This window comes from Roseivivax isoporae LMG 25204 (genome assembly GCF_000521865.1).
GTDB lineage: Bacteria > Pseudomonadota > Alphaproteobacteria > Rhodobacterales > Rhodobacteraceae > Roseivivax > Roseivivax isoporae.
In genome coordinates, this window is record NZ_JAME01000004.1 from 45057 (window position 1) to 69977 (window position 24921).

The 24921-nt window shown below is 70.4% G+C and carries 26 protein-coding genes; 16 read left to right on the plus strand and 10 right to left on the minus strand.

The features are described 5' to 3' along the window. Nucleotides 1–24: 24 nt before the first annotated feature. From RISW2_RS03325 to RISW2_RS03350, 6 genes are read right to left on the minus strand one after another with little or no spacing between them, the layout of a single operon-like run. Nucleotides 25–1650, minus strand: a complete 1626-nt coding sequence (locus tag RISW2_RS03325) for an AMP-binding protein (RefSeq protein ID WP_043766620.1) — start codon at nucleotides 1648–1650, stop codon at nucleotides 25–27. Next, nucleotides 1647–2093, minus strand: coding sequence for a cupin domain-containing protein (locus tag RISW2_RS03330; protein ID WP_043766622.1), 447 nt, complete (start codon nucleotides 2091–2093; stop codon nucleotides 1647–1649). Before RISW2_RS03330 ends, RISW2_RS03325 begins: the two co-directional genes overlap by 4 nt. 24 nt (nucleotides 2094–2117) lie before the next feature. Next, nucleotides 2118–2945: a tryptophan 2,3-dioxygenase gene (kynA, locus tag RISW2_RS03335; protein ID WP_043766625.1), complete on the minus strand. Its 828-nt coding sequence runs from the start codon at nucleotides 2943–2945 to the stop codon at nucleotides 2118–2120. Further along, complete coding sequence (locus RISW2_RS03340) at nucleotides 2942–4099, minus strand: acyl-CoA dehydrogenase family protein (protein WP_043766628.1); 1158 nt, start codon at nucleotides 4097–4099, stop codon at nucleotides 2942–2944. The genes kynA and RISW2_RS03340 overlap by 4 nt, the downstream gene beginning before the upstream one ends. Then, on the minus strand, nucleotides 4099–4893 hold the full coding sequence (locus RISW2_RS03345) for an enoyl-CoA hydratase family protein (RefSeq protein ID WP_043766631.1): 795 nt from the start codon (nucleotides 4891–4893) through the stop codon (nucleotides 4099–4101). The genes RISW2_RS03340 and RISW2_RS03345 overlap by 1 nt, the downstream gene beginning before the upstream one ends. Next, the gene (locus RISW2_RS03350; RefSeq protein ID WP_043766634.1) at nucleotides 4890–5357 is read right to left on the minus strand and encodes a MarR family winged helix-turn-helix transcriptional regulator; all 468 of its coding nucleotides are present in this window, start codon (nucleotides 5355–5357) and stop codon (nucleotides 4890–4892) included. Before RISW2_RS03350 ends, RISW2_RS03345 begins: the two co-directional genes overlap by 4 nt. Before the next feature lie 314 nt (nucleotides 5358–5671). On the opposite strand from RISW2_RS03350, the gene RISW2_RS03355 reads away from it, so the two are divergent. From RISW2_RS03355 to RISW2_RS03390, 8 genes are all read left to right on the plus strand, one after another. Beyond that, the gene (locus tag RISW2_RS03355) at nucleotides 5672–6502 is read left to right on the plus strand and encodes an alpha/beta hydrolase (protein ID WP_043766637.1); all 831 of its coding nucleotides are present in this window, start codon (nucleotides 5672–5674) and stop codon (nucleotides 6500–6502) included. Nucleotides 6503–6664: 162 nt separating this feature from the next. Continuing rightward, entirely contained in the window at nucleotides 6665–7849 is a 1185-nt protein-coding gene (locus RISW2_RS03360; RefSeq protein ID WP_043766640.1) for an ABC transporter substrate-binding protein, read from the plus strand. 28 nt (nucleotides 7850–7877) lie between these two features. Continuing rightward, a complete protein-coding gene (locus tag RISW2_RS03365; protein ID WP_043766642.1) occupies nucleotides 7878–8795 on the plus strand; it encodes a branched-chain amino acid ABC transporter permease in 918 nt (305 codons plus the stop codon). Then, nucleotides 8795–9778 carry a branched-chain amino acid ABC transporter permease gene (locus RISW2_RS03370; protein WP_043766644.1) on the plus strand — a complete coding sequence of 328 codons (984 nt, stop codon included), beginning with the start codon at nucleotides 8795–8797 and terminating at the stop codon, nucleotides 9776–9778. Before RISW2_RS03365 ends, RISW2_RS03370 begins: the two co-directional genes overlap by 1 nt. Next, the gene (locus RISW2_RS03375; protein WP_043766646.1) at nucleotides 9775–10527 is read left to right on the plus strand and encodes an ABC transporter ATP-binding protein; all 753 of its coding nucleotides are present in this window, start codon (nucleotides 9775–9777) and stop codon (nucleotides 10525–10527) included. The genes RISW2_RS03370 and RISW2_RS03375 overlap by 4 nt, the downstream gene beginning before the upstream one ends. A 103-nt stretch (nucleotides 10528–10630) precedes the next feature. Beyond that, nucleotides 10631–11356 carry an ABC transporter ATP-binding protein gene (locus RISW2_RS03380; protein WP_043766649.1) on the plus strand — a complete coding sequence of 242 codons (726 nt, stop codon included), beginning with the start codon at nucleotides 10631–10633 and terminating at the stop codon, nucleotides 11354–11356. A gap of 22 nt (nucleotides 11357–11378) precedes the next feature. After that, nucleotides 11379–11822 (plus strand): cupin domain-containing protein, encoded by a 444-nt coding sequence (locus RISW2_RS03385; RefSeq protein WP_211238660.1) that lies wholly within the window; start codon nucleotides 11379–11381, stop codon nucleotides 11820–11822. 4 nt (nucleotides 11823–11826) lie between these two features. After that, a complete protein-coding gene (locus RISW2_RS03390; protein ID WP_043766655.1) occupies nucleotides 11827–13065 on the plus strand; it encodes a flavin-dependent oxidoreductase in 1239 nt (412 codons plus the stop codon). 13 nt (nucleotides 13066–13078) lie between these two features. Here RISW2_RS03390 and RISW2_RS03395 read toward each other — a convergent pair whose 3' ends face one another. Genes RISW2_RS03395 through RISW2_RS03410 form a run of 4 tightly spaced genes read right to left on the minus strand, consistent with a single transcriptional unit; the run spans nucleotide 13079 to nucleotide 16400 of the window. Next, a complete protein-coding gene (locus RISW2_RS03395; protein WP_043766957.1) occupies nucleotides 13079–13558 on the minus strand; it encodes a MarR family winged helix-turn-helix transcriptional regulator in 480 nt (159 codons plus the stop codon). Nucleotides 13559–13563: 5 nt separating this feature from the next. Beyond that, on the minus strand, nucleotides 13564–14850 hold the full coding sequence (locus RISW2_RS03400; RefSeq protein ID WP_043766659.1) for a TRAP transporter large permease: 1287 nt from the start codon (nucleotides 14848–14850) through the stop codon (nucleotides 13564–13566). Nucleotides 14851–14853: 3 nt separating this feature from the next. Further along, on the minus strand, nucleotides 14854–15378 hold the full coding sequence (locus RISW2_RS03405; RefSeq protein WP_043766661.1) for a TRAP transporter small permease: 525 nt from the start codon (nucleotides 15376–15378) through the stop codon (nucleotides 14854–14856). Further along, complete coding sequence (locus RISW2_RS03410; protein ID WP_043766664.1) at nucleotides 15375–16400, minus strand: TRAP transporter substrate-binding protein; 1026 nt, start codon at nucleotides 16398–16400, stop codon at nucleotides 15375–15377. Before RISW2_RS03410 ends, RISW2_RS03405 begins: the two co-directional genes overlap by 4 nt. A 176-nt stretch (nucleotides 16401–16576) precedes the next feature. On the opposite strand from RISW2_RS03410, the gene RISW2_RS03415 reads away from it, so the two are divergent. From RISW2_RS03415 to RISW2_RS03450, 8 genes are read left to right on the plus strand one after another with little or no spacing between them, the layout of a single operon-like run. Next, nucleotides 16577–17536, plus strand: a complete 960-nt coding sequence (locus tag RISW2_RS03415; protein WP_043766667.1) for a PDR/VanB family oxidoreductase — start codon at nucleotides 16577–16579, stop codon at nucleotides 17534–17536. A 12-nt stretch (nucleotides 17537–17548) separates the two neighbouring features. Continuing rightward, nucleotides 17549–18892, plus strand: coding sequence for an aromatic ring-hydroxylating dioxygenase subunit alpha (locus tag RISW2_RS03420; RefSeq protein WP_043766669.1), 1344 nt, complete (start codon nucleotides 17549–17551; stop codon nucleotides 18890–18892). Then, the gene (locus tag RISW2_RS03425) at nucleotides 18889–19389 is read left to right on the plus strand and encodes an aromatic-ring-hydroxylating dioxygenase subunit beta (protein WP_043766672.1); all 501 of its coding nucleotides are present in this window, start codon (nucleotides 18889–18891) and stop codon (nucleotides 19387–19389) included. The genes RISW2_RS03420 and RISW2_RS03425 overlap by 4 nt, the downstream gene beginning before the upstream one ends. Continuing rightward, nucleotides 19386–21011 carry an AMP-binding protein gene (locus RISW2_RS03430; RefSeq protein ID WP_084615233.1) on the plus strand — a complete coding sequence of 542 codons (1626 nt, stop codon included), beginning with the start codon at nucleotides 19386–19388 and terminating at the stop codon, nucleotides 21009–21011. The genes RISW2_RS03425 and RISW2_RS03430 overlap by 4 nt, the downstream gene beginning before the upstream one ends. Continuing rightward, a complete protein-coding gene (locus RISW2_RS03435; protein WP_043766678.1) occupies nucleotides 21008–22174 on the plus strand; it encodes a thiolase family protein in 1167 nt (388 codons plus the stop codon). Before RISW2_RS03430 ends, RISW2_RS03435 begins: the two co-directional genes overlap by 4 nt. Then, nucleotides 22171–23418 (plus strand): SDR family NAD(P)-dependent oxidoreductase, encoded by a 1248-nt coding sequence (locus RISW2_RS03440; protein WP_043766680.1) that lies wholly within the window; start codon nucleotides 22171–22173, stop codon nucleotides 23416–23418. The genes RISW2_RS03435 and RISW2_RS03440 overlap by 4 nt, the downstream gene beginning before the upstream one ends. Beyond that, the gene (locus RISW2_RS03445; RefSeq protein WP_043766683.1) at nucleotides 23415–24197 is read left to right on the plus strand and encodes a cyclase family protein; all 783 of its coding nucleotides are present in this window, start codon (nucleotides 23415–23417) and stop codon (nucleotides 24195–24197) included. The genes RISW2_RS03440 and RISW2_RS03445 overlap by 4 nt, the downstream gene beginning before the upstream one ends. Beyond that, the gene (locus tag RISW2_RS03450; protein WP_043766685.1) at nucleotides 24194–24916 is read left to right on the plus strand and encodes an SDR family NAD(P)-dependent oxidoreductase; all 723 of its coding nucleotides are present in this window, start codon (nucleotides 24194–24196) and stop codon (nucleotides 24914–24916) included. Before RISW2_RS03445 ends, RISW2_RS03450 begins: the two co-directional genes overlap by 4 nt. Nucleotides 24917–24921 lie beyond the last annotated feature (5 nt).

A 24921-nucleotide genomic window follows, 5' to 3' on the forward strand; every position in this document is an offset into this window, starting at 1 on the left:
CCGGTCTCCCGGCCCGCAACTGCTTCAGGCGGTCTGCTTCAGCCGGAAGCGCTGGATCTTCCCGGTCTCGGTCTTGGGCAGTGCCTCCACGAACAGCACCGAACGGGGATACTTGTAGGGCGCGATCGCCGCCTTCACGTGGTCCTGCAGCGCCTTGACGGTCTCGGCGCCGGGCGCGAAACCCGCGGCCAGCACCACGTGCGCCTCGACGATGGCACCGCGTTCCTCGTCCGGCCGACCCACCACCGCGCATTCGGCGACCGCATCGTGCGACAGGAGCGCCGCCTCGACCTCGGGTCCGGCGATGTTGTATCCCGACGAGATGATCATGTCGTCGTTGCGCGCGGCAAAGTGCAGCCGGCCGTCCGGATCCATGACGAAGGCATCGCCGGTGATGTTCCAGCCACCTGAGACGTAATCGCGCTGGCGGTCATCGGCGAGGTAGCGGCATCCGGTCGGCCCGCGCACCGCCAGCCGTCCGACCTCGCCGCGCGGCAGCTCCGCCCCGTCCTCGCCGATCACGCGCGCCTCGTAGCCGGTGACCGGGCGACCGGTGCAGGCCGGGTGGTGGTCGTCGAAGCGGTTCGAGATGAAGATGTGCAGCATCTCGGTCGCGCCGATGCCGTCGAGCATTGGCTTGCCGGTCTTGGCCATCCATTCCTCGTAGACGGGGGCGGGCAGCGTCTCTCCGGCCGAGACCGCGGCGCGGAGCGAGGAGAGATCCGCGCCCTCGTCCATGGCGCGCAGCATGACGCGGTAGGCGGTCGGTGCGGTGAAGCTGACGGTCGCGCGGTACTTCTCGATGATCTCGATCATGTTCGGCGGCGAGGCGTTCTCGAGCAGTGTCGCCGCCGCCCCGAAGCGCAGCGGAAAGACCGCGAGCCCGCCGAGGCCGAAGGTGAAGGCCAGCGGCGGCGACCCCACGAAGACGTCGTCGGGCGTGACGCCCAGCACTTCCCGCGCATAGCCGTCGGCGATGATCAGGAGGTCGCGGTGGAAATGCATGGTGGCCTTGGGCGCGCCGGTCGTCCCGCTGGTGAAACCCAGCAGCGCCACGTCGTCGCGGCCCGTCGGCACGGGATCGAAGAGCACCGATTTCTCGAGCGCCAGCCGGTCGAGTTCCGCGTCGTGGTTCGACGTGCCGTCGAAGCCCACCACGGTCTTCAGGAACCGGCTGTCCTTGGCGCAGGCGACCATCTCTTCCATGAGGCGCGTGTCGCAGAGCGCGAACTGCACTTCGGCCTTGTCGACGATCTTGGTCAGTTCCCCCGCGCGCAGGAGCGGCATCGTGTTGACGACGACCGCGCCCGCCTTGGTCGCGGCGAGCCACGCGGCCACCATGGCCGGGTTGTTGGCCGAGCGGATGAGGACGCGGTTGCCGGGCTTGACGCCCAGGTCCTCGACCAGCGCGTGGGCGAGGCGGTTCGTCCAGTCCGCCAGTTCCTTGTAGGTGCGGCGACGCCCGTTGCCGATGAGCGCCGTACGGTCGCCGAACCCTTTGGCAACCATCGCGTCGGTCAGTTCCACGCCCACATTGATCCGCTCGGGATAGTCGAAGCCGTCCATGAGGAAGTCCGGCCAGAGATCCGCGGGCGGAAGGTTGTCGCGGGTATAGGTGTCGACATGCGCCGACGGCCCGAGGGCGCTCATGCGTTGGCCTCCTCCGGCAGGAACTCCACGTCGTGCTGCGCGGACAGTTCGACGATGCGCGCGATGTCCGTCAGATCGTCGAGCGCGGCGAAGAGGTCGCGCAGCTTGCCCGCGGGTGACACCCAGAACAGCGCGCGGCAGGGCTTGTCGGACTTGTTGAAGTAGCCGTGCGGGATGCCCTTGGGCATGCGCACGAGGTCGCCCGCGCGGGCCTTGCTCCAGACGCCGTCGAGCTTGAGGTCGAGCTCGCCCTCCTGCACCAGGATGAACTCGTCCTGCGTGGGGTGGATGTGCACCGGCACGAACTGGCCGGGCTCGGAATTCGTCTCGAAGGCGAAGGTCGTCTCGCACACGGCCTTGGGGTAGTAGGTCTGGCCGAGGATGTTCCAGACGGTCCCGCCATAGCCGGTGCCGTCTTCGGTGATGCCTTTCTCGAGGTCCATGGGGTCTCTCCTGTCGGGGTGGCGTCAGAGCGCCGTCCTGACGTGCCAGAGCTCGGGGAAGAGCTCGACCGCCAGCATTCTTTTGAGGTAATCGACCCCGGCAGTGCCGCCGGTGCCGCGCTTGAAGCCGATGACGCGCTCCACGGTCGTGACGTGGTTGAAGCGCCAGCGGCGGAAGTAGTCCTCGAGATCGACGAGCTTTTCCGCCATCTCGTAGAGCGTCCAGTGGGCGCGCGTGTCCCTGTAGACCTCGGCCCACATCGCCTGAACGGCCGCGTCGGGCGCGTGTGCCGTGCGGGCGGGCGTGTGGAGCAGTGCCGCCGGCACCGCCATGCCGCGCCGGTCCGCGAAGGCCAGCACCTCCTGGTAGAGGCTCGGACGTGCAAGCTCGGTCTCGAGCGCGCGCGTTGCGTCCGCGTCATGCGCGTGCGGCTTCATCATGCCCGCGTTGCGATTGCCGAGCGCGTATTCGACCAGCCGGTATTGCAGCGACTGGAATCCCGACGACTGGCCCAGCCGGTCGCGGAACGTGGTGTAGTCGGAGGGCGTCATGGTGCGCAGCACGTCCCACGCGGAATTGAGCTGTTCCATGATGCGGCTGACGCGGGCGAGCATCTTGAACGCCTCGTCGGGGCGATCGTCGGCGAGCGCGCGGCGCGCGGTGTCGAGCTCGCTCAGCATCAGCTTCATCCAGAGCTCGGAGGTCTGGTGCTGGATGATGAACAGGAGCTCGTCGGGCGCGTCGGTCAGCGGGTGCTGCGCGGACAGCAGCGTGCCAAGCGACAGGTAGTCGCCGTAGGACATCCGGCGGGCAAAGTCGGTTTCCGCGCCGTCGTCCGCCGGGTCTCTCATGGCTGCGCCTCGGCGAGGGCGGCGCGCGCGATGATGACCTTCTGCACGTCCGACGCGCCCTCGTAGATCCTGAGTGCGCGGATCTCGCGGTACAGCCGTTCCACCACCTGCCCCGAGCGCACGCCGTCCCCGCCATGCAGTTGCACGGCGGCGTCGATGACCTTCTGCGCCTCGTCCGTGGCGTAGAGCTTGGCCATGGCGGCCTCGCGGCTGACACGTGGCGCACCCATGTCCTTGGCCCAGGCCGCCCGGTAGACGAGCAGGGCGGCGGCATCGACGCGCAGCGCCATCTCGGCGATGTGGGCCTGCACCATCTGCAGTTCGGACAGGGGCTTGCCCTGCACCTCGCGCGCCTGCACCCGCGCCAGTGCCTCGTCGAGCGCGCGGCGGGCAAAGCCGAGCGCCGCCGCGGCGACGGTGGTGCGGAAGACGTCGAGCACCGACATGGCGATCTTGAAGCCCTGACCGGGCGCGCCGATCAGTGCGGATTTGGGCAGCCGCGCGCCGTCGAACCTGAGGGTGGCCAGGGGGTGCGGGGCGATGGTGTCGAGCCGTTCGGCAATGCCGAGGCCGGGCGTGGTCGCGGGCACCACGAAGGCCGAGAGGCCCCTGGCGCCCGGACCCTCGCCGGTGCGGGCAAAGAGCGTGTAGACATCGGCGATCCCGCCGTTCGAGATCCACGTCTTCTCGCCGTCGAGCACCCAGGCGTCGCCGTCGTCGCGCGCCGTCATGGTGGAATTGGCCACGTCCGAGCCCGATTGCGGCTCGGTCAGGGCAAAGGCCGAGATCGCCTGGCCCGACCGGGTGAGGGGCAGCCATTCGGCGCGCTGCGCGTCCGAGCCGAAGAGCGAGAGCGCGCCGGTGCCGAGCCCCTGCATGGCGAAGGCGAAGTCGGCGAGCCCGTCATGGCGCGCGAGCGTCTCGCGCGAGAGGCAGAGCGTGCGCACGTCGAGCGGGCGGGGGTCCGCGGGATCGGCCGCCGTGGCCTCGAGCCATCCGTCGGCCCCGAGGCGCGCGACGAGGTCGCGGCAGGCCGCGTCGGTGTCGTGGTGGTCGATCGTCCCGAGCGTACCCGCCCAGGCGTCGAGCGCCTTAGCCCGGTCGCGGTGCCGGTCTTCGAGAAACGGCCAGGAAAGGTAGGAGCGGTCCGCCATCAATCGCCCTCGAACACCGGTTTCTCCTTCGCGACGAAGGCGTTGTAGGCGCGGGTGAAATCCTGCGTCTGCATGCAGATGGCCTGTGCCTGCGCCTCGGCCTCGATCGCCTGGTCGAGCGACATGGACCATTCCTGGTTCAGCATGGTCTTGGTCATCATGTGCCCGAAGGTCGGGCCGGCGGCGATGCGGCGGGCCATCTCCTGCGCGGTGTCCTCGAGCGCGTCCCTGTCCACCACGCGGTTGAAGAAGCCCCACGTCGCGCCCTCTTCGGCGGACATGGCGCGGCCGGTATAGAGCAGTTCCGCCGCGCGACCCTGTCCGATGAGGCGCGGCAGCATCGCGCAGGCGCCCATGTCGCAGCCCGCGAGGCCCACGCGGGTGAAGAGGAAGGCGGTCCTGGCCTCGGGCGTGGCGATGCGCAGGTCGGAGGCCATGGCGACGATGGCGCCCGCGCCGACGCAGACGCCGTCGACTGCCGCGATCACCGGTTTTCCGCAGTGGATCATGGCCTTGACCAGATCGCCGGTCATCCGGGTGAACGCCAGGAGCTCCTTCATCGACATCTTCGTCAGGGGGCCGATGATGTCGTGCACGTCGCCGCCCGAGCAGAAATTGCCGCCGTTCGAGCCGAAGACCACCGCCTTGACGGTATCGTCGTAGGGCTGTGCGCGGAACCAGTCGCGCAGTTCGGCATAGCTGTCGAAGGTCAGCGGGTTCTTGCGGTCGGGACGGTCGAGCCGGAGCGTGGCGATGCCGTCCGAGACGTCGCAGCGGAAATGGGTGGGGCTCATGCGTCCTCCTCCTTGGCGGACACGGCGTCGAACCGTGCCGCGAGCGTTTCGGCCTCGTCCGGCGCGAAGCCGGTCAGAAGCTCGTCGATCCAGCGCGCGTGCGCCTCGGCCTGGCGGGCGAATTCCTGCTGTCCGCGGCGGGTCAGGCGCACGAGCGAAGCGCGCCGGTCCCCGGGGACCTGGACCCGCACCACGTGCCCCTCGTCCACCAGCCGGTCGACGATTCCCGTGACATTCCCGTTGGATACGCGCAGCACGCCGGACAGCGCCGACATCTTGAGCCCGCCCTCGTAGCGGGCGAGCGCCGCCATCACGTCAAAGCGCGGCAGGGTGGTCCCGAACTCGGTGCGGAACCGGTCGCGCAGCACCGCCTCGACCTGGCGCGTGCTCTTCAGCATGCGCAGCCAGAGCCTGAGGCGCGCGCGGCTGTCGGGGGCGACGGCCGGACGCGTTCCGGGCGTCATGGCGCTGTTCCGGGGAAGGTCGCACAGGTCACGCGCAGGGTCCCTCTCGTCTCGGGCGGGGCGGCCGTGCCCCGCGAAACGAGGCTATGGGGGCCCTTTTTTTATTTCAAGCAAAAAATGTTTTGGCTTGAAATATCTCCGGAGCTGCGCCAGCGTCGATCCCGGACCAGTGTAGACGGTCGGTCCCGGCGGCGATACGGTTTCCGTATGGCTGGCGTATGGCGCGCGTCCGGCTCCGGTCACCGGGGCGGTCGCGGCGCGATCCGGGGTGCAGGCGGGGCGTGTGCGCGGGCCATGACGAGGGGAGGAATGCCGTGATCGTCTTTCCGACGCACGACTGGGACGACGCCTACGAGAACGGCCGGAACATTCCCGGCGGCACCGAGTACCCGGGCCCCTGGGTGGCGCCGGCCGAGGCGTTCCGCGCCAAGGCGCGTGCCGAGCTCGACGTGGCCTACGGTCCGGGCGCGCGGCACCGCTACGACCTGTTCCTGCCCGACGGCACGCCGCGGGGGCTCTTCGTGTTCGTGCATGGCGGCTACTGGATGGCGCTCGACAAGTCCTACTGGTCGCACCTGGCCGCGGGCGCCGTGGCGCAGGGCTGGGCCTGCGCGATGCCGTCCTACGACCTCTGCCCCGACGTGCGCATCGCCGAGATCACCCGCCAGATCGGCGCGGCCGTCACCCATGCCGCGGGTCGGGTCGACGGCCCCCTCGTGCTGTCGGGTCACTCGGCGGGGGGGCATCTGGTCGCGTCGATGATGTGCCACGATTCGCCGCTGCCCGCGGCGGTGCGGGACCGGCTGAGGCACGTGGTGTCGATCTCGGGTCTGCACGACCTGCGCCCGATGCTGAAGACCGCGCGCAACGACACGCTGAAGCTCGACCTCGAGAGCGCCGAGGCCGGCAGCCCGGCGCTCAAGCGGCCGCTGCCGGGGGTGCGCGCCACCGCCTGGGTCGGCGGGGGCGAGCGGCAGGAATTCCTGCGGCAGGCGCGGATGCTGCCGGTCATGTGGCACGGCCTCGGGGGCCCGGTGGTCGACGTGGTCGAGCCAGACCAGCACCATTTCAACGTGATCGACGGGCTGGCCGATCCCGCGTCGCCGCTGATGCGGCACGCGACCGGCGGCATCGCCGCGCAATGAGGCAGACGCGGACGGCACCGCAGGAGGCGCCCGAGAAAACTCTTGCGAAAAGGAAAGCTTCAAGCCTTAAATATTGAAGCAATAAATATCCGTCGCCCGGGAGCGGTCGCAAAGGCCGCCCCGAAACCGACAAGAAGCGGCGGATCAACACGGGAGACCACAATGACACTCAAGACGCTTCTGGCCGGTTCCGCGCTCGCCGCGCTGGCCGCGCCCGCCTTTGCGCAGGACGTTCCCGCCTCGGCCGAGGACGACGTGCTGAAGATCGGCCTGATCTACACCCTGTCGGGCCCGGCCGCGGCCCTGGGCGAGCAGGCGCGCAACGGCTTCATGCTGGCGGCCGAGAGCATCGGCGAGATCGGCGGCATGGAGACCGAGATCGTCGTGATCGACGACGAGCAGCGCCCGGACAAGGCCGCGGACGATGCCCGCGAGCTGGTGCAGCGCGAGAACGTCGACTTCGTCGTCGGTCCGATCTTCTCGAACATCCTCGTGGCGATCCACCAGCCGGTGACCGAGACCGGGACCATCCTGATCTCGACCAATGCCGGCACGTCGAACTTCGCCGGGGCCGAGTGCAACCCGAACTTCTTCGTCACCTCCTACCAGAACGACCAGAACCACGAGGTGATGGGCGCCTATGCCGAGCAGCAGGGTTACCAGAACGTGTTCCTGATGGCGCCGAACTACCAGGCCGGCAAGGACAGCCTCGCGGGGTTCAAGCATTCCTATACCGGCGGCGTCGCGGGCGAGGTGTTCACCGAGCTCGGGCAGCTCGACTTCTCCTCGGAACTGGCACAGATCGCGGCGTTCCAGCCCGACGCGCTCTTCACCTTCATGCCGGGCGGCATGGGCGTGAACCTGGTGAAGCAGTACGCGCAGGCCGGCCTCTCGGGCATCCCGTTCCTGTCGGCCTTCACGGTCGACGAGACCACGCTGCCGGCGACGCAGGACGCGGCCGTGGGGCTTCTGGGCGGCGCGAACTGGGCGCCCGACATGGACAACGCGGCGAACGAGGCCTTCGTGTCGGCCTACATGGAGAAATACGGCGCGGTGCCCGGCACCTACGCCATGCAGGCCTACGACGCGGCGCAGCTGATCGATTCCGCCGTGCGCAAGCTCGGCGGCGACCTGGCCGACCGCGACGCCCTGCGCGCCGCGATCAAGGAAGCCGACTTCGACAGCCCGCGCGGCGACTTCTCCTTCGGGGTGAACAACTACCCGGTGCAGGACTTCTACATCGTCGAGGCGGTCAAGCGCGACGACGGGTTCTACGGCACGTCGGTGCGCGAGAAGATCTTCGACGACTACGTCGACACCTACGCCGACGCCTGCACGATGCAGTGAGCCAAGCCGCGCCGGGGGGATCACGCCCATGACGAACCTCTTCGTCCTGCAACTCCTGAACGGGCTGCAGCTCGGGGTCCTGCTGTTCCTGATCGCGGCGGGCCTGACGCTGGTCTTCGGGATCATGGACGTGATCAACCTGGCGCACGGCGTCCTCTACATGGTGGGCGCCTACCTGATCGCCACCTTCGCGGCGGCGACCGGCAGCTTCTGGTGGGGGCTCCTGCTGATGCTGCCGGCCGCGGTCGCGGTCGGGCTCGCGCTCGAATGGGTGGTGATGCGCAGGCTCTACGCGCGCTCGCATCTCGACCAGGTGCTGGCGACCTTCGGACTGGTGATGATGGCCAACGAGGTGGTCAAGATCGTCTGGGGCGTCTCGCCCCTGTCGGTGCCGCTGCCCGGCATCCTCTCGGGCTCGGTGCCGCTCATGGGCCCGCTGCAATACCCGGTCTACCGCATCGCGATCATCGTCGCGGGGCTTGCCGTGGCGCTGGGGCTCTTCCTCATGGTGAACTACACGCGGATCGGCATGCTGCTGCGCGCGGGCGCCACCAACCGCGACATGGTCTCGGCGCTCGGGGTCGACATCGGGCGGCTCTTCGCGGTGGTCTTCACGCTCGGCGCGGTGCTGGCCTGCCTCGCGGGGGCCCTCGTGGCGCCGATCCTGTCGGTGGACACCGGCATGGGCGAGAGCGTCCTGATCCTGACCTTCGTCGTCGTGGTCATCGGCGGCATCGGCTCGATCAAGGGCGCCTTCCTCGGCGCGATCCTCGTCGCGGTGGTCGACACGCTCGGCGGCGTCTTCGGGCCGATCCTGCTGCGCCAGGTGCTGGACCCGGCGGCGGCGGGCCAGGCGGGGCGGACGCTGGCGCCGATGCTCGTCTACATCCTGATGGCGGTCATCCTCTTCGCGCGGCCCGCGGGCCTCTTCGGGAGGCGCGGCTGATGGCGGAGGCGGCGATCCCCGCGCCCGCGCGGCGCCCCGTGCTCGCGGGCCGCGTCAAGGCGGCGCTCGTGCTCTTCGGGCTCTTCGCGGCGCTGCCGCCGGTGGCGGCCGCGGCGGGCGACCCGTTCCTCGTGCTGATCGCGACGCGCATCCTCGCCTACGCGATCGCGGCGATGGCGCTCGACCTGATCCTCGGCTTCGGCGCCATGGTCAGCTTCGGCCACGCCGCCTATCTGGGCTTCGGCGCCTACGCGGTGGCGATCCTCGCGAGCTTCGGCATCACCGACATCTTCGTGCAGATCGCCTGCGCCGCGGGGGTGTCGGCGCTCTTCGCCCTCGTGACGGGCGCGATCTCGCTCCGGACGCGGGGCGTCTACTTCATCATGATCACGCTCGCCTTCGGGCAGATGGCGTTCTTCTTCTTCATCTCGCTCTCGGCCTACGGGGGCGACGACGGGGTGGGGCTCCGGTCGCGCTCGACGCTCTTCGGCACCGACCTTCTGGAGAACGACGTGACGCTCTTCTACGTCACGCTGGCCGTCCTCGCCGCGCTCTTCCTCGCCTGCCACCGCATCGTCGGCTCGCGCTTCGGCCGGGTGCTGACCGGCATCCGCGAGAACCCGGTGCGGATGGAGGCGATCGGCTTCACGCCCTTCCGCTACCAGCTGACCGCCTTCGTGATCTCGGGCATGATGACCTCGGTCGCGGGCGTGATGCTGGCGAACCAGGCTGAATTCGTGTCGCCCGCCTTCATGTCCTGGCACCGCTCCGGCGAGCTGATCGTCATGGTGGTCCTGGGCGGCATCGGCACGCTCGCGGGCGCGATCGGCGGCGCGGTGGCGGCGCTGGTCCTCGAGGAGGCGCTCGGGATGATGACCGAGCACTGGCCGTTCTGGTTCGGGCTCTTCCTGGTCCTCATGGTGCTCTTCAGCCCGCGCGGCATCACCGGCTTCGTGGAAAAGCTCGGACGGAGGCGCCCGTGAAGCTCGAGATCGCGCACCTGTCGAAGAGCTTCGGCGCGCTCAAGGTCACCGACGACGTCTCGCTCGCGGTGGCGCCGGGCGAGATCCACGCCATCATCGGGCCGAACGGCGCGGGCAAGACCACGCTGATCGCGCAGCTCTCGGGGCAGCTCGCGCCGGACGCGGGCCGGGTGATCCTGGACGGGCAGGACATCACCGGGCGGTCCATGGCCGAGCGCGTGCACATGGGGCTCGCGCGGTCGTTCCAGATCACCCAGGTCCTGCCCGGGTTCACGGTCCTCGAGAACGTGGCGCTGGCGGTGCAGGCCCGGCGGGGCTCGTCGTTCCGGTTCTTCGCGCGCGTGGCCGAAGAGGCGGCGCTGAACCGCGCGGCGCTCGACGCGCTGGCCGAGGCGGGGCTCGACGACCGCGCGCACGTGGTCGCGCGCGCCCTCAGCCACGGCGAGCACCGCAGGCTCGAGCTCGCCATCGCGCTCGCCACCGGGCCGCGCGTCCTCCTCCTCGACGAGCCGCTCGCGGGCGTCGGCGGCGAGGAGGCCGACGCCTTCGTCGCGCGGCTGAAGGCGCTGAAGGGCCGGCTGACCATGGTCCTCATCGAGCATGACATGGAGGCGGTCTTCGCGCTCGCGGACCGGGTGTCGGTGCTGGTCTACGGCCAGGTGATCGCCACCGGCGCGCCCGACGCGGTCCGCTCGGACCCGCAGGTGCGCGCCGCCTACCTCGGCGAGGAAGAGGAGAGCGCCGCATGATCCCGGTCCCCGCCCGCGCCCGTCGCCCTGCTTCTTCTTGGCCGAAATATCCCCGCCGGAGGCCCCGGCCCGCCGCGTGGCACCCGGCCGGGGGGAGGCGCCCATGCTGAGGGTCGAGGGTCTCGAGGCCGCCTACGGCGAGAGCCGCATCCTCTTCGGCGTCGACCTCGCGGTCGATGCGGGCGAGGTCGTCACGCTGCTCGGCCGCAACGGCATGGGCAAGACCACCACGGTCAGGTCGATCTTCGGGATGCTGCGCCCGCGCGCCGGCCGCGTCAGCGTCGACGGCACCGACCTGACCGGGGCCGAGCCGCACCGGGTGGCGCTGGCGGGGCTCGGGCTCGTGCCCGAGGGGCGGCAGATCTTTCCCACGCTGAGCGTCGAGGAGAACCTGCGCGCCACGGCGCGGCCCGGCAAGTGGACGCTGCCGCGCAGCGCCACGGCGCGGCCCGGCAAGTGGACGCTGCCGCGCATCTACGGGCTCTTTCCGCGGCTCGAGGAGCGGCGGCGCAACATGGGCAACCAGCTGTCGGGCGGCGAGCAGCAGATGCTGGCGATCGGCCGGGCGCTGATGACCAACCCGCGGCTCGTGGTGCTCGACGAGGCGACCGAGGGGCTGGCGCCGCTCATCCGCGCCGACATCTGGGCCTGCCTCGAGCGGCTCAAGAGCGAGGGCGAGGCGATCCTCGTGATTGACAAGAACGTCGACGCGCTCTGCCGCTTCGCCGACCGTCACGTGGTGATCGAGAAGGGCCGCGTGGTCTGGACCGGCACCACCCCCGAGATCCTTGCGACCCCAGAGGTCAAGGACCGTTTCCTGCATGTCTGAACCAATGAGGACCCCCATGACCATGCTGCCCGGCGTCACCAAGTCGAATACCGGCATCGACGGTATCTCGTGGAACATCCTCGGCCAGACCTACGTGCCGAAGCAGAAGTCCGAGGACTCGATGGCCTGGCACGCGACGCTGCCGCGCGGCACCTTCGTGCCGCCGCACATCCATCCCACGCAGGACGAGTTCATCTACGTGCTCGAGGGGCGGTTCGACCTGCTCCTGAACGGCGTCGAGACCTATGCCGAACCGGGCGACCTGATCCGGATGCCGATGGGCATCCCGCACGGGATCTTCAACAAGACCGAGCAGACCATCAAGTGCCTGTTCTGGGTGGCGCCGACGCGCCGGCTCTACGACCTGTTCTGGGGCCTGCACAATCTCGGGCCGGACGCGAACCCCGCGGACGTGGTCGCGCTCTCGGCCGAGCACGAGGTCGATTTCCTGCCGCCGGAGGATTGAGGCCATGACCGTCGTCATTGCGGGCGCCGGGATCGGCGGGCTGACCACGGCGCTGATGCTGCATGCGCGCGGCGTCCGCTGCGTCGTCTACGAGGCGGCGCGCGAGGTGCGCGAGGTGGGCGTGGGCATCAACGTGCTGCCGCACGCGATCCGCGAACTGGCGGCGCTGGGTCTCCTGCCGGCGCTCGACAAGGTCGGCGTGCGCACGCGCCGGCTGTCCTACCTCACCAAGGGCGGGCTCGAGGTCTGGTCGGAGCTGCGCGGCATGCATGCGGGCCACGACGTGCCGCAATTCTCGATCCACCGCGGCCGCCTGCAGAAGGTGATCCACGACGCGGTGGTCGAGCGGCTCGGGGCGGACGCGATCCGCACCGGGCGGCGGCTTGCGGGGTTCGTGCAGGACGAGGCGGGCGTCAGCGCCCACTTCCGCGACAGCGCCGAGGGCGGCGCCGGCGAGACGGTGCGCGGCGAGGTGCTGGTCTGCGCCGACGGCATCCATTCCGCCGGTCGCCGCGTGTTCTACCCGGACGAGGGCGCGCCGTCCTGGCAGGGCGTGGTCATGTGGCGCGGCGCGGCCGACTGGCCGGTCTGGGAGGACGGCGAGAGCATGGCGATCGGCGGCGGCCTCGGCGCGAAGTTCGTGCTCTACCCGATCGCGCCGGCGGTCGGGAAGCGCCAGCTGATGAACTGGGTGGTGAACGTCCGCATCAAGGACCCGTCGGTGTCCACGCCGCCGCCCGACAGCTGGTCGCGGCAGGCGTCGCTGGCGACCGTGCTGCCGCACGCGCTGCGGTTCCGGGTGCCGGGCATGGACATCGGCGGTCTCGTCCGGGCGACGCCCGCGATCTACGAATATCCCATGGCCGACCGCGATCCGCTGCCGCGCTGGACCTTCGGGCGGGTCACGCTGCTCGGGGACGCGGCGCACCCGATGTACCCGGTGGGCTCGAACGGGGCGAGCCAGGCGGTCCTCGACGCGCGCTGTCTCGCCGATGCGCTGGCCGCGGCCGAGCATCCGCGCGCGGGTCTCTGGGTCTACGAGAAGGAGCGCCTGCCGAAGACCGCGGAGGTCGTGGCGCAGAACCGCACGGGCGGTCCCGAGCGGGTGATCGACGAGGTCGAGAAGCGCGCGCCCGCGGGCTTCACCGACATCGACAAGGTCCTGGACCACGCGGCGCGGCGCGCGATCGTGGGCGGCTACGCCGCGACGGCGGGATTCTCGAAGGTGCGCGCGCTGCGCTGAGGCGCGGCGCGCGTCAGTCGTCGGCACAGAGTTCGCGGTAGACGACGCGCAGGAGGCGCTTCAGCTCGCGCCCCGATCCGCCGGGCAGGCGGTCGAGGAGCGCGGTCTCGTGCGCGCGGGCCTTGTCGATCATGCGCCGGGCGAGATCGGCCCCCGCCGGCGTGAGGAAGACGCGCACGCGCCGGCGGTCGGCCGCGTCCGAGCGGCGCTCGACGAGGCCGCGGGCGTCCATCTGGTCGATGATGCGCGTGAGGCGCGACTGTTCCATGAGCGACAGCGCGGCGAGCCGCGTGACCATCTGCCCGTCGGCGTCGCTGAGGCAGGCGAGCACGCGCCATTCCGGCACCCGGAGCCCGTTCGCGCGCACCTCGGCGTGGAATTCCTCGGACGCCGCGGCGGAGGTCGAGGCGAGCAGGAAGAGCACGTAATCGGGCAGGAAGGGCACGCCCTCGCGGCTGTCGGCGCGGTCCTGCAGGCGGGGATGATTGCCCATCTCGGTCACATCGAGTTCGGGACGAAGAGGGCGAGCCCCGGCACCGCGATCAGCAGCAGGAGCCGCAGGACGTCGACGAACACAAAGGGCAGCACGCCCGAGAACACCGACGCGAGCGGGATGTCCGGCGCCACGATCCGCATGACGAAGACGTTCATGCCGATGGGGGGCGTGATGTAGCTGAGCTCGGTGGCGACGACGACGAAGATGCCGAACCAGATGAGGTCGATGCCGAGGCCCTGCACGATGGGGTAGAGGACCGGCACCGTGAGCAGGATCATCGAGAGGCTCTCGAGCAGGCAGCCGAGGACAAGGAAGAGCACGATCATCATCAGGATGACGCCGAGCCGGCCGGCATCGAGCCAGGTCACGAAGGCGCGCAGGTCCGTGGTGAGCCCCGAGAGGTTCACGTAGTTCAGGAAGTAGAGCGCGCCGAAGAGGATGAAGAACATCACCGCCGTGGTCTTGGCCGTGTCGAAGAGCGTGGCGAGGGTGACGCGCCAGGTCAGGCGGCGGCGGAGCGCGGTGATCAGGATGGCGCCGCCCGCGCCCATGCCCGCGGCTTCGGTCGCGGTGAAGACGCCGAGATAGATGCCGCCCAGCACGAAGACGAAGAGGACGAGCGCGCCCGAGACGCCTTTCGTCGCGCGCAGGCGTTCGCGCAGGGGCAGGCGCGGGATCGCCCCGTGATCCTCGGCATGCAGCCAGAGCGAGAGGCGCACCGCGACGAGGTAGAAGAGGATGCCGACGAGCCCCGGCACGAGGCCCGCGAGGAAGAGCTTGCCGATGTCCTGCTGGGTCAGGATGCCGTAGATCACGAGGATGACCGAGGGCGGGATCAGGATGCCGAGCGTGCCGCCGGCGGCGACGGAGGCCGCCGCCAGCCGGTCGGAATAGCCGTAGCGGCGCATGGCCGGCAGCGAGATGCGCCCCATCGTGGCGGTGGTGGCGAGCGAGGAGCCGCAGACCGAGGAGAAGCCGCCGCAGGCCACGATCGTGGCCATGGCGAGCCCGCCCTTGCGGTGCCGCAGCCAGGCGTTCGCCGCGTCGTAGAGTTCGGACGCGATGCCCGACTGCACGATGAAATTGCCCATGAGCAGGAAGAGCGGCACCACCGACAGCGTGTAGCTCTTGCCGCTGTCGAAGTAGACCTGCCCCAGCATCGCCATGGCCGGGTCGAGGCCGATGATCGACACGACGCCGATCACGCCGACGAGGGTCAGTGCGAAGGCGATGGGCAGGCCGGCGAAGATGAGCCCGAGCAGGAGGGCGAGACCGAGGGGCCAGTCCATGGGTCAGAACTCCTCGGAGCGGCCGCGGGGAAGGCGCAGGACGCCCATGACGACGACGATGGCCGCCGAGGCGGCGCAGAACAGGCTCGCCGCGTAGGCCGCGGGCGCGAGCGGGATGCGCAGGTAGACGGTCGTCGAGTTGTAGCCGCCGATGCGGGTGCCGTGCTTCCACAGCTCCCATGCGACGAGTGCGAGGATCGCACCGACCAGCAGCCGCGACATGAGCGTCTGCACGGCCTCGGCGCGGCCGGTCAGGCGGGTGGTGAAGATGTCGACGGTGATGTGGGCGTCGTCGAGGCAGATCGCCGGCAGGCCGGTGAAGACGATGGCCATGACGAGAAGCTCGGTGATCTCGGCGGCGCCGGGCAGCGGACGCGACAGCAGGTAGCGCCCCGTCACGTCCACCAGCGTGATGCCGGTGAGCGCGAGGAGGAGCGCGCCCGTCACGAGCGCCGTGACGAGGCGCACGCGCTGGCGCCAATGGCCGGCGCGTGCGCCGGGTGCCGTGCCGCTGCCCGGTCGGGTCATTCCGCCGCGACCTTTTCCGCCTCGCTCGTCAGCATCTCGAGCGCGGCGTCGAAGTCGACGCCCTTTTCCTCGTACTTGGCGCGCACCGCGTCGTAGATCGGGCCCGCGAGGGTGCGGATCTCCTCGATCTGCTCGGGGCTCGCGGCGGTGAAGTCGACGCTGTCCTGCATCGCCTCGAGGCCCGCGGCATCGGCCGTGTCCCAGGCCTGGCCGGCCATGCGGGCGAGCGCCTCGCCCGAGACGCCGTCAATCGCCGCCTTGTCCTCGTCCGAGAGCGAGTCCCACTTCGCCTGGTTCATGACCATGAAGAAGGAGGTGTTGTAGAGCCCGCCCTCGACGGTCAGGGCCTTCGACACGATGCTGTCGAGCTTGAAGAACACGATGGATTCGTGCGGGAAGTAGATCGCGTCCGCGACGCCGCCCGACAGCACCTCGTAGGTCTGGGTCGAGGGCACCTGCAGCGGCACCATGCCCATCGCCTCGGCCAGCTGCGAGGGCAGGGGGCCGCCCACGCGGATCTTGAGCCCCTCGACCGCCGAGAGCGGCGTGACGTCGGCGCCGGTGGTGAAGAGGTGGCCGGGTCCGTGGGTGAAGACCGACAGCACCTTGACGCCCTGGTGTTCGTCCGCTTCCGCCAGCATCTGCTCGTGGAGCCGCTGGTAGGCGACGGAAAGCGCGGTCGAGGACGGCGTGATGAGCGTCAGCTCGACGATGTCGGTCAGCCCGAATCGGCCCGGCGTGTAGCCGTGGGGCGCGTAGGTCACGTCGGCCGCGCCGGTCGCGGCGAGGTCGAAATGCGCGGGCGGGGGGCCGAGCGGCGCGTCGAGGATCTGCACGCTCACGCGGCCCTCGGTCGCCTCGGCCACGGCTTCGGACCACGGAACGACGATGTCCTTGACGATCGGGTGCGACGGCGGAAGCCAGTTCGACAGGCGCAGGACGGTCTCCTGCGCGGCGGCCGGCTGGGCCAGTGCCGACAGCGCGAGCGCGGCGCCGGCAAGGGTGGTGGCGATCCTGTTCATTTTGGCACGCTCCCTGCGATTGTGGATCTCCGGCCAGCGTAGACGCGGGATTCCGCGTCTGGCAACGAAAATATGAAATCGCATCTTTTGAAACTTAAACCTTGACGCTCCGATCCATGATATTTCATGCTTAAAGGGACGACGACCCCTGCGGATGCATGCAAGGGAGGCTTTCCATGTCCGTTCTCGATCTCGTGGTGACACGCGCGGAGCCCGCCGGCGACATGATTCGCCTGGTGGAGCTGGCGCGGCCCGACGGCGGCACGCTGCCTGCCTTCGAGGCCGGCGCGCACGTGGAAATCCACCTGCCCGACGGCGATACGCGGCCCTACAGCCTGATCGATCTCGGCGGCGAGGCGGCGGCGCCCGCGCTCTACCGCTTCGGCGTGCGGCTCGAGGCGCCGGGGCGCGGCGGGTCGGCCTACATGCACGGATTGTCCGCGGGCGACCCGGTGCGGGTGGATGCGCCGAAGAACGACTTTCCGCTCGACGCCGGCGATGCGCCGGCGGTGCTGGTCGCGGGAGGGATCGGGGTGACGCCGATCGTGTCCATGGCCGCCGCGCTGAAGGCCGCGGGCCGGTCCTACGTGCTGCACTACGCGGCGCGCTCGCGCGCGGCCGCGGCGCTCGCCGATCACCTGGCCGAGGCGCATGGCGACGCGCTGTCGCTGCATCTCGACGACACGGCCGGCGGGCCGCTCGACCTGGCCGCGGTCATGGCCGCGGCCGATCCGGCATCGCATGTCTACATCTGCGGGCCGAAGCCCATGATCGAGGCGGCGCGCCGCGCGGCCGAGGCGGCGGGCATCCCGTCCGCGCGGATCCACGTGGAGCTCTTCGAGAGCGCGGCGGCGCCCGCGGCGGGCGACGCGCCCTTCGAGGTCGAGCTCGCGTCGAGCGGAAAGGTCTACACGATTCCGCCCGGCCGCAGCATCATCGAGGTGCTGGAGGAGGCGGGCGAGGACCTGATCTACGACTGCCAGCGCGGCGATTGCGGCATCTGCCAGACCGACGTGCTGGAGGGCGAGCCCGACCACCGCGACGTGGTGCTGTCCGAGGACGAGCGCGCGTCGGGCAAGGTGATGCAGATCTGCGTGAGCCGGGCGAAATCCGCCCGCCTGAAGCTGGACCTCTGAGGGAGGAGCGAGATGGGACTTTCCACGAGACAGGACATCGAGGCGCTGGTGACCCCGTTCCAGGTGCACCGCGACGTCTACACCTCGGCCGAGGTCTACCGGCTGGAGATGAAGCATCTCTTCGCCAACACCTGGGTCTTCGTCGGCCATGACAGCCAGGTGCCGAACAAGGGCGACTACTACACCACGCAGGTGGGCGACCAGCCCGTCATCATGGTGCGCCACTCGGACGGCGAGGTGAAGGTCCTCTACAACCGCTGCCCGCACAAGGGCACCAAGATCGCCATCGACCGCACCGGGAACACCGGCAAGTTCTTCCGCTGCCCCTACCATGCCTGGTCGTTCAAGACCGATGGCTGCCTGCTCGCGATCCCGCTCAAGAAGGGCTACGATGGCACCGGCCTGTCCGAGACCGAGAGCGCGAAGGGCATGAAGGCCGTGGGCGCGGTCGAGGTCTATCGCGGCTTCGTCTTCGCCCGTCTCGCGCCCGAGGGCATCGGCTTTGCGGAATTCTTCGGCGACAGCCTGTCCTCCATCGACAACATGGTCGACCGCTCGCCCGCCGGGCGGCTCGAGGTGGCAGGGCAGCCGCTGCGCTACATGCACCGCTGCAACTGGAAGATGCTGGTCGAGAACCAGACCGACACCTGCCACCCGATGGTGGCGCACGAGAGCAGCGCCGGCACCGCCGTGCGCATCTGGGAGGAGATGGACGCGCCCGAAGGCACGCCCAAGCCCGCGGCGATGCAGATCATCGCGCCCTTCATGAGCCCCTACGAGTTCTTCGAGGAAATGGGCATCCGCACCTGGCCGAACGGGCACGGGCACACCGGCGTGCACCACTCGATCCACTCTGCCTATTCCGAGATCCCGGGTTACATGGACGCCATGACCGCGGCCTACGGCGAGGAGCGCGCGACCGCGATCCTGGGCGAGAACCGGCACAACACAGTCTATTTCCCGAACATCATGATCAAGGGGCCGATCCAGCAGCTGCGGAACTTCATCCCGCTCGGGCCGGACAAGACGCTGGTCGAGAGCTGGATCTACCGGCTGGTGGACGCGCCCGACGAACTGGTGGCGCGCACCGCCATGTACAACCGCATGATCAACGCGCCGACCTCGATCGTCGGGCACGACGACCTCGAGATGTACGAGCGCGCGCAGGAGGGGCTGATGTCCGACGGGCTCGAATGGGTGAACGTGCAGCGGCTCTACCGCGAGGGCGAGGATTTCGACACGACCGCCGAGGAGAACGGCACCACCGAGCGGCAGATGCGCAACCAGTTCCACGCCTGGGTCAAGTTCATGACCGCCTCGATGCCGCGGGACGCCGCGCGGGAGGCGGCGGAATGAGCGTCGCGACCACGGACCGCGCGGTGACCCGCGACGACCTCGTCGACTTCGTCTACGACGAGGTGCGCATGCTCGACGAGGGGCGCTGGGACGACTGGCTGAAGCTCTGGCTGCCGGACGGCATGTACTGGATGCCGCTCGACTACAAGCAGACCGATCCGATCCACGAGACCTCGCTCATGTGGGAGGACCAGTTCATGCTGCGCCTGCGCGTCGAGCGGCTGAACGGGGCGCGCACCTTCTCGCAGAAGCCCAAGAGCCGCTGTCACCACGTGATCCAGCGCCCCTATGTCGACCGGATCGACAACGCGGCGGGCGAATACGTGGTGGTGACGCAGATGCACTATGTCGAGACGCGGCTCGACGACCAGATGCTGCTGGCGCTGACCGCCCGGCACGACCTCGTGCGCGAGGGGGACGCGTTGAGGATCCGGCAGAAGCGGGTGGACATCCTCAACTGCGACGCGGCCTTCGGCAACATCCAGCTGCTGCCATGAGCCCGATGGACGCCGAGACGGTCGCGGGCGCGTTCGAGGCGGCCGCCACGCGCTGGCCCGCGCGGCCGGTGCTGAACGTGCTGCCAGAGACCGCGGAGGTCTACGGCATCCCCGCGGGCGAGATCGCCTACGGCGCGGCGGCCGAGCGGATCGCGGCACAGCGCGCGGCGTTCGCCGCGGCGGGATATGTCGCGGGCCAGCGGGTGATGCTGCTGCTCGAGAACCGGCCGGATTTCTTCCTCACCTGGCTCGCGCTGAACGGGCTCGGCCTGTCGGTGGTGCCGGTGAACCCGGACCTGCGGGCGGCCGAGCTCGAATACATGATCGGCCATGCCGAGCCCGCGGCCGCCATCGCGATCGCGTCCCGCGTCGCGGACCTCTCCGCCGCGGCCGAGGCCGCCGGCATCGCGATGCCGGTGGTGGCGCCAGGCGACGCGCTGCCCGCGCCGGGCCGCGGCCCGGTCTGCAGGGAGCCCGCGGCGGCGGAGGACCGCGAGGCGGCGATGCTCTACACCTCGGGCACGACCGGACGGCCCAAGGGATGCGTGCTGTCGAACCAGTATTTCCTCGAGGCGGGCCGCTGGTACGCGGACGCGGGCGGCGTCTGCGCGCTGTCGGCGGAGGGCGAGCGCATGCTGACGCCGCTGCCGATCTTCCACATGAACGCCATGGCCTATTCGTTCATGGCGATGGTGGCGGTGGGCGGCTGCCTGACCGCGCTCGACCGCTTCCACCCGCGCACGTGGTGGGCGTCGGTCCGCGAGAGTGGCGCGACCTGCCTGCACTACCTGGGCGTGATGCCGTCCATGCTGATGGGTCTGCCCGAGGCGCCCGGCGACCGCGACCACGCGGTGCGGTTCGGCTTCGGCGCGGGGGTCGATCCCAAGCTGCACGCGGCCTTCGAGCGGCGGTTCGGCTTTCCGCTGATGGAGGCCTGGGCCATGACCGAGACCGGCGCGGGCGCGGTCGTCGCCGCGAACCATGCGCCGCGCAAGGTGGGGGTCGCCTGCTTCGGCCGTCCGGGGCCGGAGCTCGAGGTCCGCATCGTGGGCGAGGACGGCGCCGACGTGGCGCCGGGGGCGCCCGGCGAGCTCCTTGTGCGGCGGGCGGGCGACGATCCGCGGCGCGGCTTCTTCCGCGAGTACTGGCGCAACCCCGAGGAGACCGAGGCGGTCTGGGCGGGCGGCTGGTTCCACACCGGGGACGTGGTGCGGCAGGACGCGGACGGCTCGATGACCTTCGTCGACCGCAAGAAGAACGTGATCCGCCGCTCGGGCGAGAACATCGCGGCGGTCGAGGTGGAATCGGTGCTGATGCGCCATCCCGGGATCACCGCGGCGGGCGTCGCGGCGGTGCCCGACGACATCCGCGGCGACGAGGTCTTTGCCTGCCTGTCGGTCACCGGCGCGCGGGACGAGGGCGCGGCGCGGGCGATCGTGGACTGGGCGCTGACGCAGATGGCCTATTACAAGGTGCCGGGATACGTGGCTTTCGTCGACGCGCTGCCGCTGACCGCCACCAACAAGATCCAGCGCGGCGCGCTCAAGACCCTCGCGGCGGAGCTTCTGCGCGACGGGCGCGCGGTCGACACGCGCGGCATGAAGCGCAGGACCGCGGCATGACGCGACGCGATTACGCGGGCGTGGTGCTGGCGGCGCCCTTCTCGACGCCCTACACCCGCTATTCGACCGAGACCGCGCATCACTGGATCGCCCGGGCGCTCGCGGGCTGCCTGGACGCGGCGGGCCTCCGCAAGGACGCGGTGGACGGGCTGTCGGTCGCGTCCTTCACGCTGTTTCCGGACACGCCGGTGGGGCTGACCCAGCATCTGGGGTTCTCGCCCCGCTGGCTCGATTCCATTCCCATGGGCGGCGCGTCCGGGGTGGTCGCGGTCCGGCGCGCGGCGCGCGCGGTGCAGGCGGGCGATGCCGACATCGTGGCCTGCGTCGCGGGCGACACGAACCAGATCGACAGTTTCCGCAAGCTGCTGTCCTCGTTCTCGCGCTTCGCGATGGATGCGGCCTATCCCTACGGCTACGGCGGCCCGAACGCGATGTTCGCACTGCTGACCGACCGCTACATGACCGAGTACGGCGCCACGCGCGCGGAGTTCGGCCATCTCTGTGTGGCGCAGCGGGCGAACGCGCTGCGGAACCCGAACGCCGTGATGAAGACGCCGCTCAGCCTCGAGGATTATCTCGGCGCGCGGCCCATCGCGGACCCGATCGCGCTCTTCGACTGCGTGATGCCCTGTGCGGGCGCGGAGGCGTTCCTCGTCATGTCCGAGGATGCGGCGGCGCGCCTCGGGCTGCGGGGCGCGCGCATCGCGGGGACCATCGAGCGGCACAACGCCTTTCCCGACGATCCCGTGCAGCTGAGGGGCGGCTGGGCCGTCGACGTGGATGCGCTCTGGGCGCAGGCGGGCTGCGGGCCGGAGGACATGGACCTCGTGCAGACCTACGACGACTACCCGGTGATCTCGGTGCTGCAATTCGAGGATCTCGGGTTCTGTCCCAAGGGCGAGGGGGCGGCGTGGCTCGCGGCGCGCGACCTAACGGTGAGCGGCGACCTGCCGCACAACACCTCGGGCGGTCAGCTCTCGGCGGGCCAGGCGGGCGCGGCCGGCGGGTTCCTCGGCCTTGTCGAGGCGATCCGGCAGGTGACGGGGACCGCCGGGCCGACGCAGGTCGCGGGCGCCGCGCGCGCGCTGGTCTCTGGGTTCGGGATGATCAACTACGACCGCGGGCTCTGCTCGGGCGCGGCGGTGATCGAGGGCGTGGCATGACCGATCCGCTGAAGCCGCCACCCAAGAAGGACCCCCAGAAGGTGCAGGCGGTGCCGCTGCTGCCACCGTCCATGCGCAGCCGCGCGGCGATGGGCCTGACGGCCGCGGCCGCCGAGGCGCGGTTCATGCTGCAGCACTGCGCGCGCTGCGGCGCGGTGCAGTATCCCCCGCGCGACGCTTGCCGCGAGTGCCTGTCGGTGGATCTCGACTGGCGCGACACCGATCCGCGCGGCGTGCTGATCGCCGAGACCACGGTGCGCACCTCGCCCAACCTCTACTTCCGCGGGCAGGCGCCGTGGCGGACCGGGACGGTGCGCCTCGAGGCGGGGGTGAGCGTCGTCGTGCACGTGCACGGCGATTGCGTGAAGGGACAGGCGGTGCGGCTGATCAACCGGCTCGACCGCGCGGGACAGGGCGTGCTGATGGCGCTGCCCGAGGAGGCGACACCCGACATGGCCGACGATCCGGAACTGCGCGAGCTGACCGCCGATCCGAAACACCGCCGCGTGCTGATCGCGGATGCGCGTGCCGACCACACCCCCGCGCTGGTGCAGGCGCTGCGGGCTGCGGGCGCCACGACGATCTTCCTCGGCGAGGCCGAGGCCTGGCGGCCGTGGCCGGGGCGCGCGGCGCTCGCGGCGCTGGAGGGCGTGCACATCCTGCCGCTCGACGTGACCGATACCGCGTCGGTGACCGAGCTGGCCGGCGAGATCGGCGGCAAGGTCGACATCCTGATCAACAACGCGCGGTTCCTGCGGCCGGGCGGCGTCCTGTCGCGGACCGACACCGCCTGGGCGCGCGAGGAGATGGAGGTGAACGCGCTGGGGCTCATGCGGCTCGCGCAGGCCTTCGGGCCGGGGATGCGGGCGCGGGGCGCGGACGGCGTCAACAGCGCGGTCGCGTGGGTGAACATCCTGTCGGCGCACGCGCTGGTGCCGGACCCGGCCTACGGCGCCTTCGACGCGAGCCAGGCGGCGGCCCTGTCGCTGTCGCAATCGCTCCGGGCCGAGATGCGGCCGGGGGGCGTGCGGGTGATGAACGTGTTCACCGGGCCGACCGAGGACGCCTGGCACCAGGACGTGCCGCCGCCCAAGGTCACGCCCGGCGCGCTCGCGCGCGCGCTGGTGGCGGGGCTTCGCGAGGGGTGCGAGGAGGTCTGGTGCGGCGACGTGGCGCGCGACCTGGCCGAGCGGTGGCGCAAGGGCCCCAAGGTGCTCGAACGCGAGATGGGGGGCGACACATGAGCGTGCTGGCGGGACTGGCGGGGGCGCTCGGCTCGGGCGCGGTCGAGGTGGTGGACCTGACCCACACGCTCGACCCGGATTTCCCGGTGATCGTGCTGCCGCCCGAGTTCGGGCAGTGCGCGCGGTTCCGGATGGAGGAAGTGTCGGCCTACGATCACCGCGGGCCGGCGTGGAAGTGGCACACCATCACCATGTCCGAGCATACGGGCACGCATTTCGACGCGCCCGTACACTGGATCTCGGGGCGCGACGTGCCGCGGGGCGCGGTGGACGAGATCGACCCCGCGGCCTTTGTCGGGCCGGTCTGCGTGATCGACTGCTCGGAGGGCGCGGCGGCGGACGACGATTTCGAGCTGACGCCCGAGATCATCGCCGCCTGGGAGGCGGTGCACGGCCGGATCCCGGCCGGGGCCTGGGTGCTCATGCGCACCGACTGGTCGAAGCGCACGGGCGCGGCCTACCTGAACCTGCGCGAGGACGGCGCCCATTCGCCGGGCCCCACGCCCGAGGCGGTGCGGCTGCTGGTCGAGGAGCGCGACATCCGCGGCTTCGGGACCGAGACGGTCGGCACGGATGCGGGGCAGGGCATGCATTACACGCCGCCCTTCCCGGCGCACTACATCCTGCACGGGGCGGGACGGCTCGGGCTCCAGTGCCTGTCGGGCCTCGACCGGCTGCCGCCCACGGGCGCGCTGCTGATCGCGGCGCCGCTCAAGATCAAGGGCGGGACCGGCTCGCCGCTCAGGGTGCTGGCCCTCGTCGAGAAGGAGACGGCATGACCCACACGGCACTCATCACCGGCGGCAACAAGGGCATCGGCGCCGATCTCGCGCAGGCCCTGCTCGACCGCGGCTACCGGGTCGTGTCGGTGGCGCGGCACGCGCCGGACGTCACCCACGAGCGGCTCGAGCACGCGGAATGCGACCTGCTCGATCCGGTGGCGGTCGCTGCGGTCGCGGCCGACATCGCCGCGCGGCACGAGATCACCCATCTGGTGCACAATGCGGGCGTGATCTGGCCGAACCGCGTCGAGGACGCGACGCCCGCCGACATCACCGGCCTCGCACAGCTGCATCTGGGATCGGCGCTGACGCTGCTGCAGGCCGCACTTCCGGCGATGAAAGAACGGCGCTTCGGGCGCGTTCTTTTCAACTCGTCGCGTGCGGCGCTCGGCGCGGCGACGCGGACCGCCTACGGCGCGTCCAAGGCCGGCATGATCGGCATGGCGCGCACCTGGGCGCTGGAACTCGCGCCGCACGGCATCACGGTGAACGTGGTGGCGCCGGGACCGATCCAGACCGACAATTTCTGGGGAATCGTGCCGAAGGGGTCGGACCAGGAGGCCTCGCTCGCCACGCGCATCCCGGTGGGGCGGCTCGGGACGGTGGGCGACGTGACGCGCGCGTTCCTGTTCTTCTGCGATCCCGAGAACGGCTTCGTCACTGGCCAGACGCTCTATGTCTGCGGTGGCGCGAGCGTGGGGTCGGTGCCGATCTGATCGGG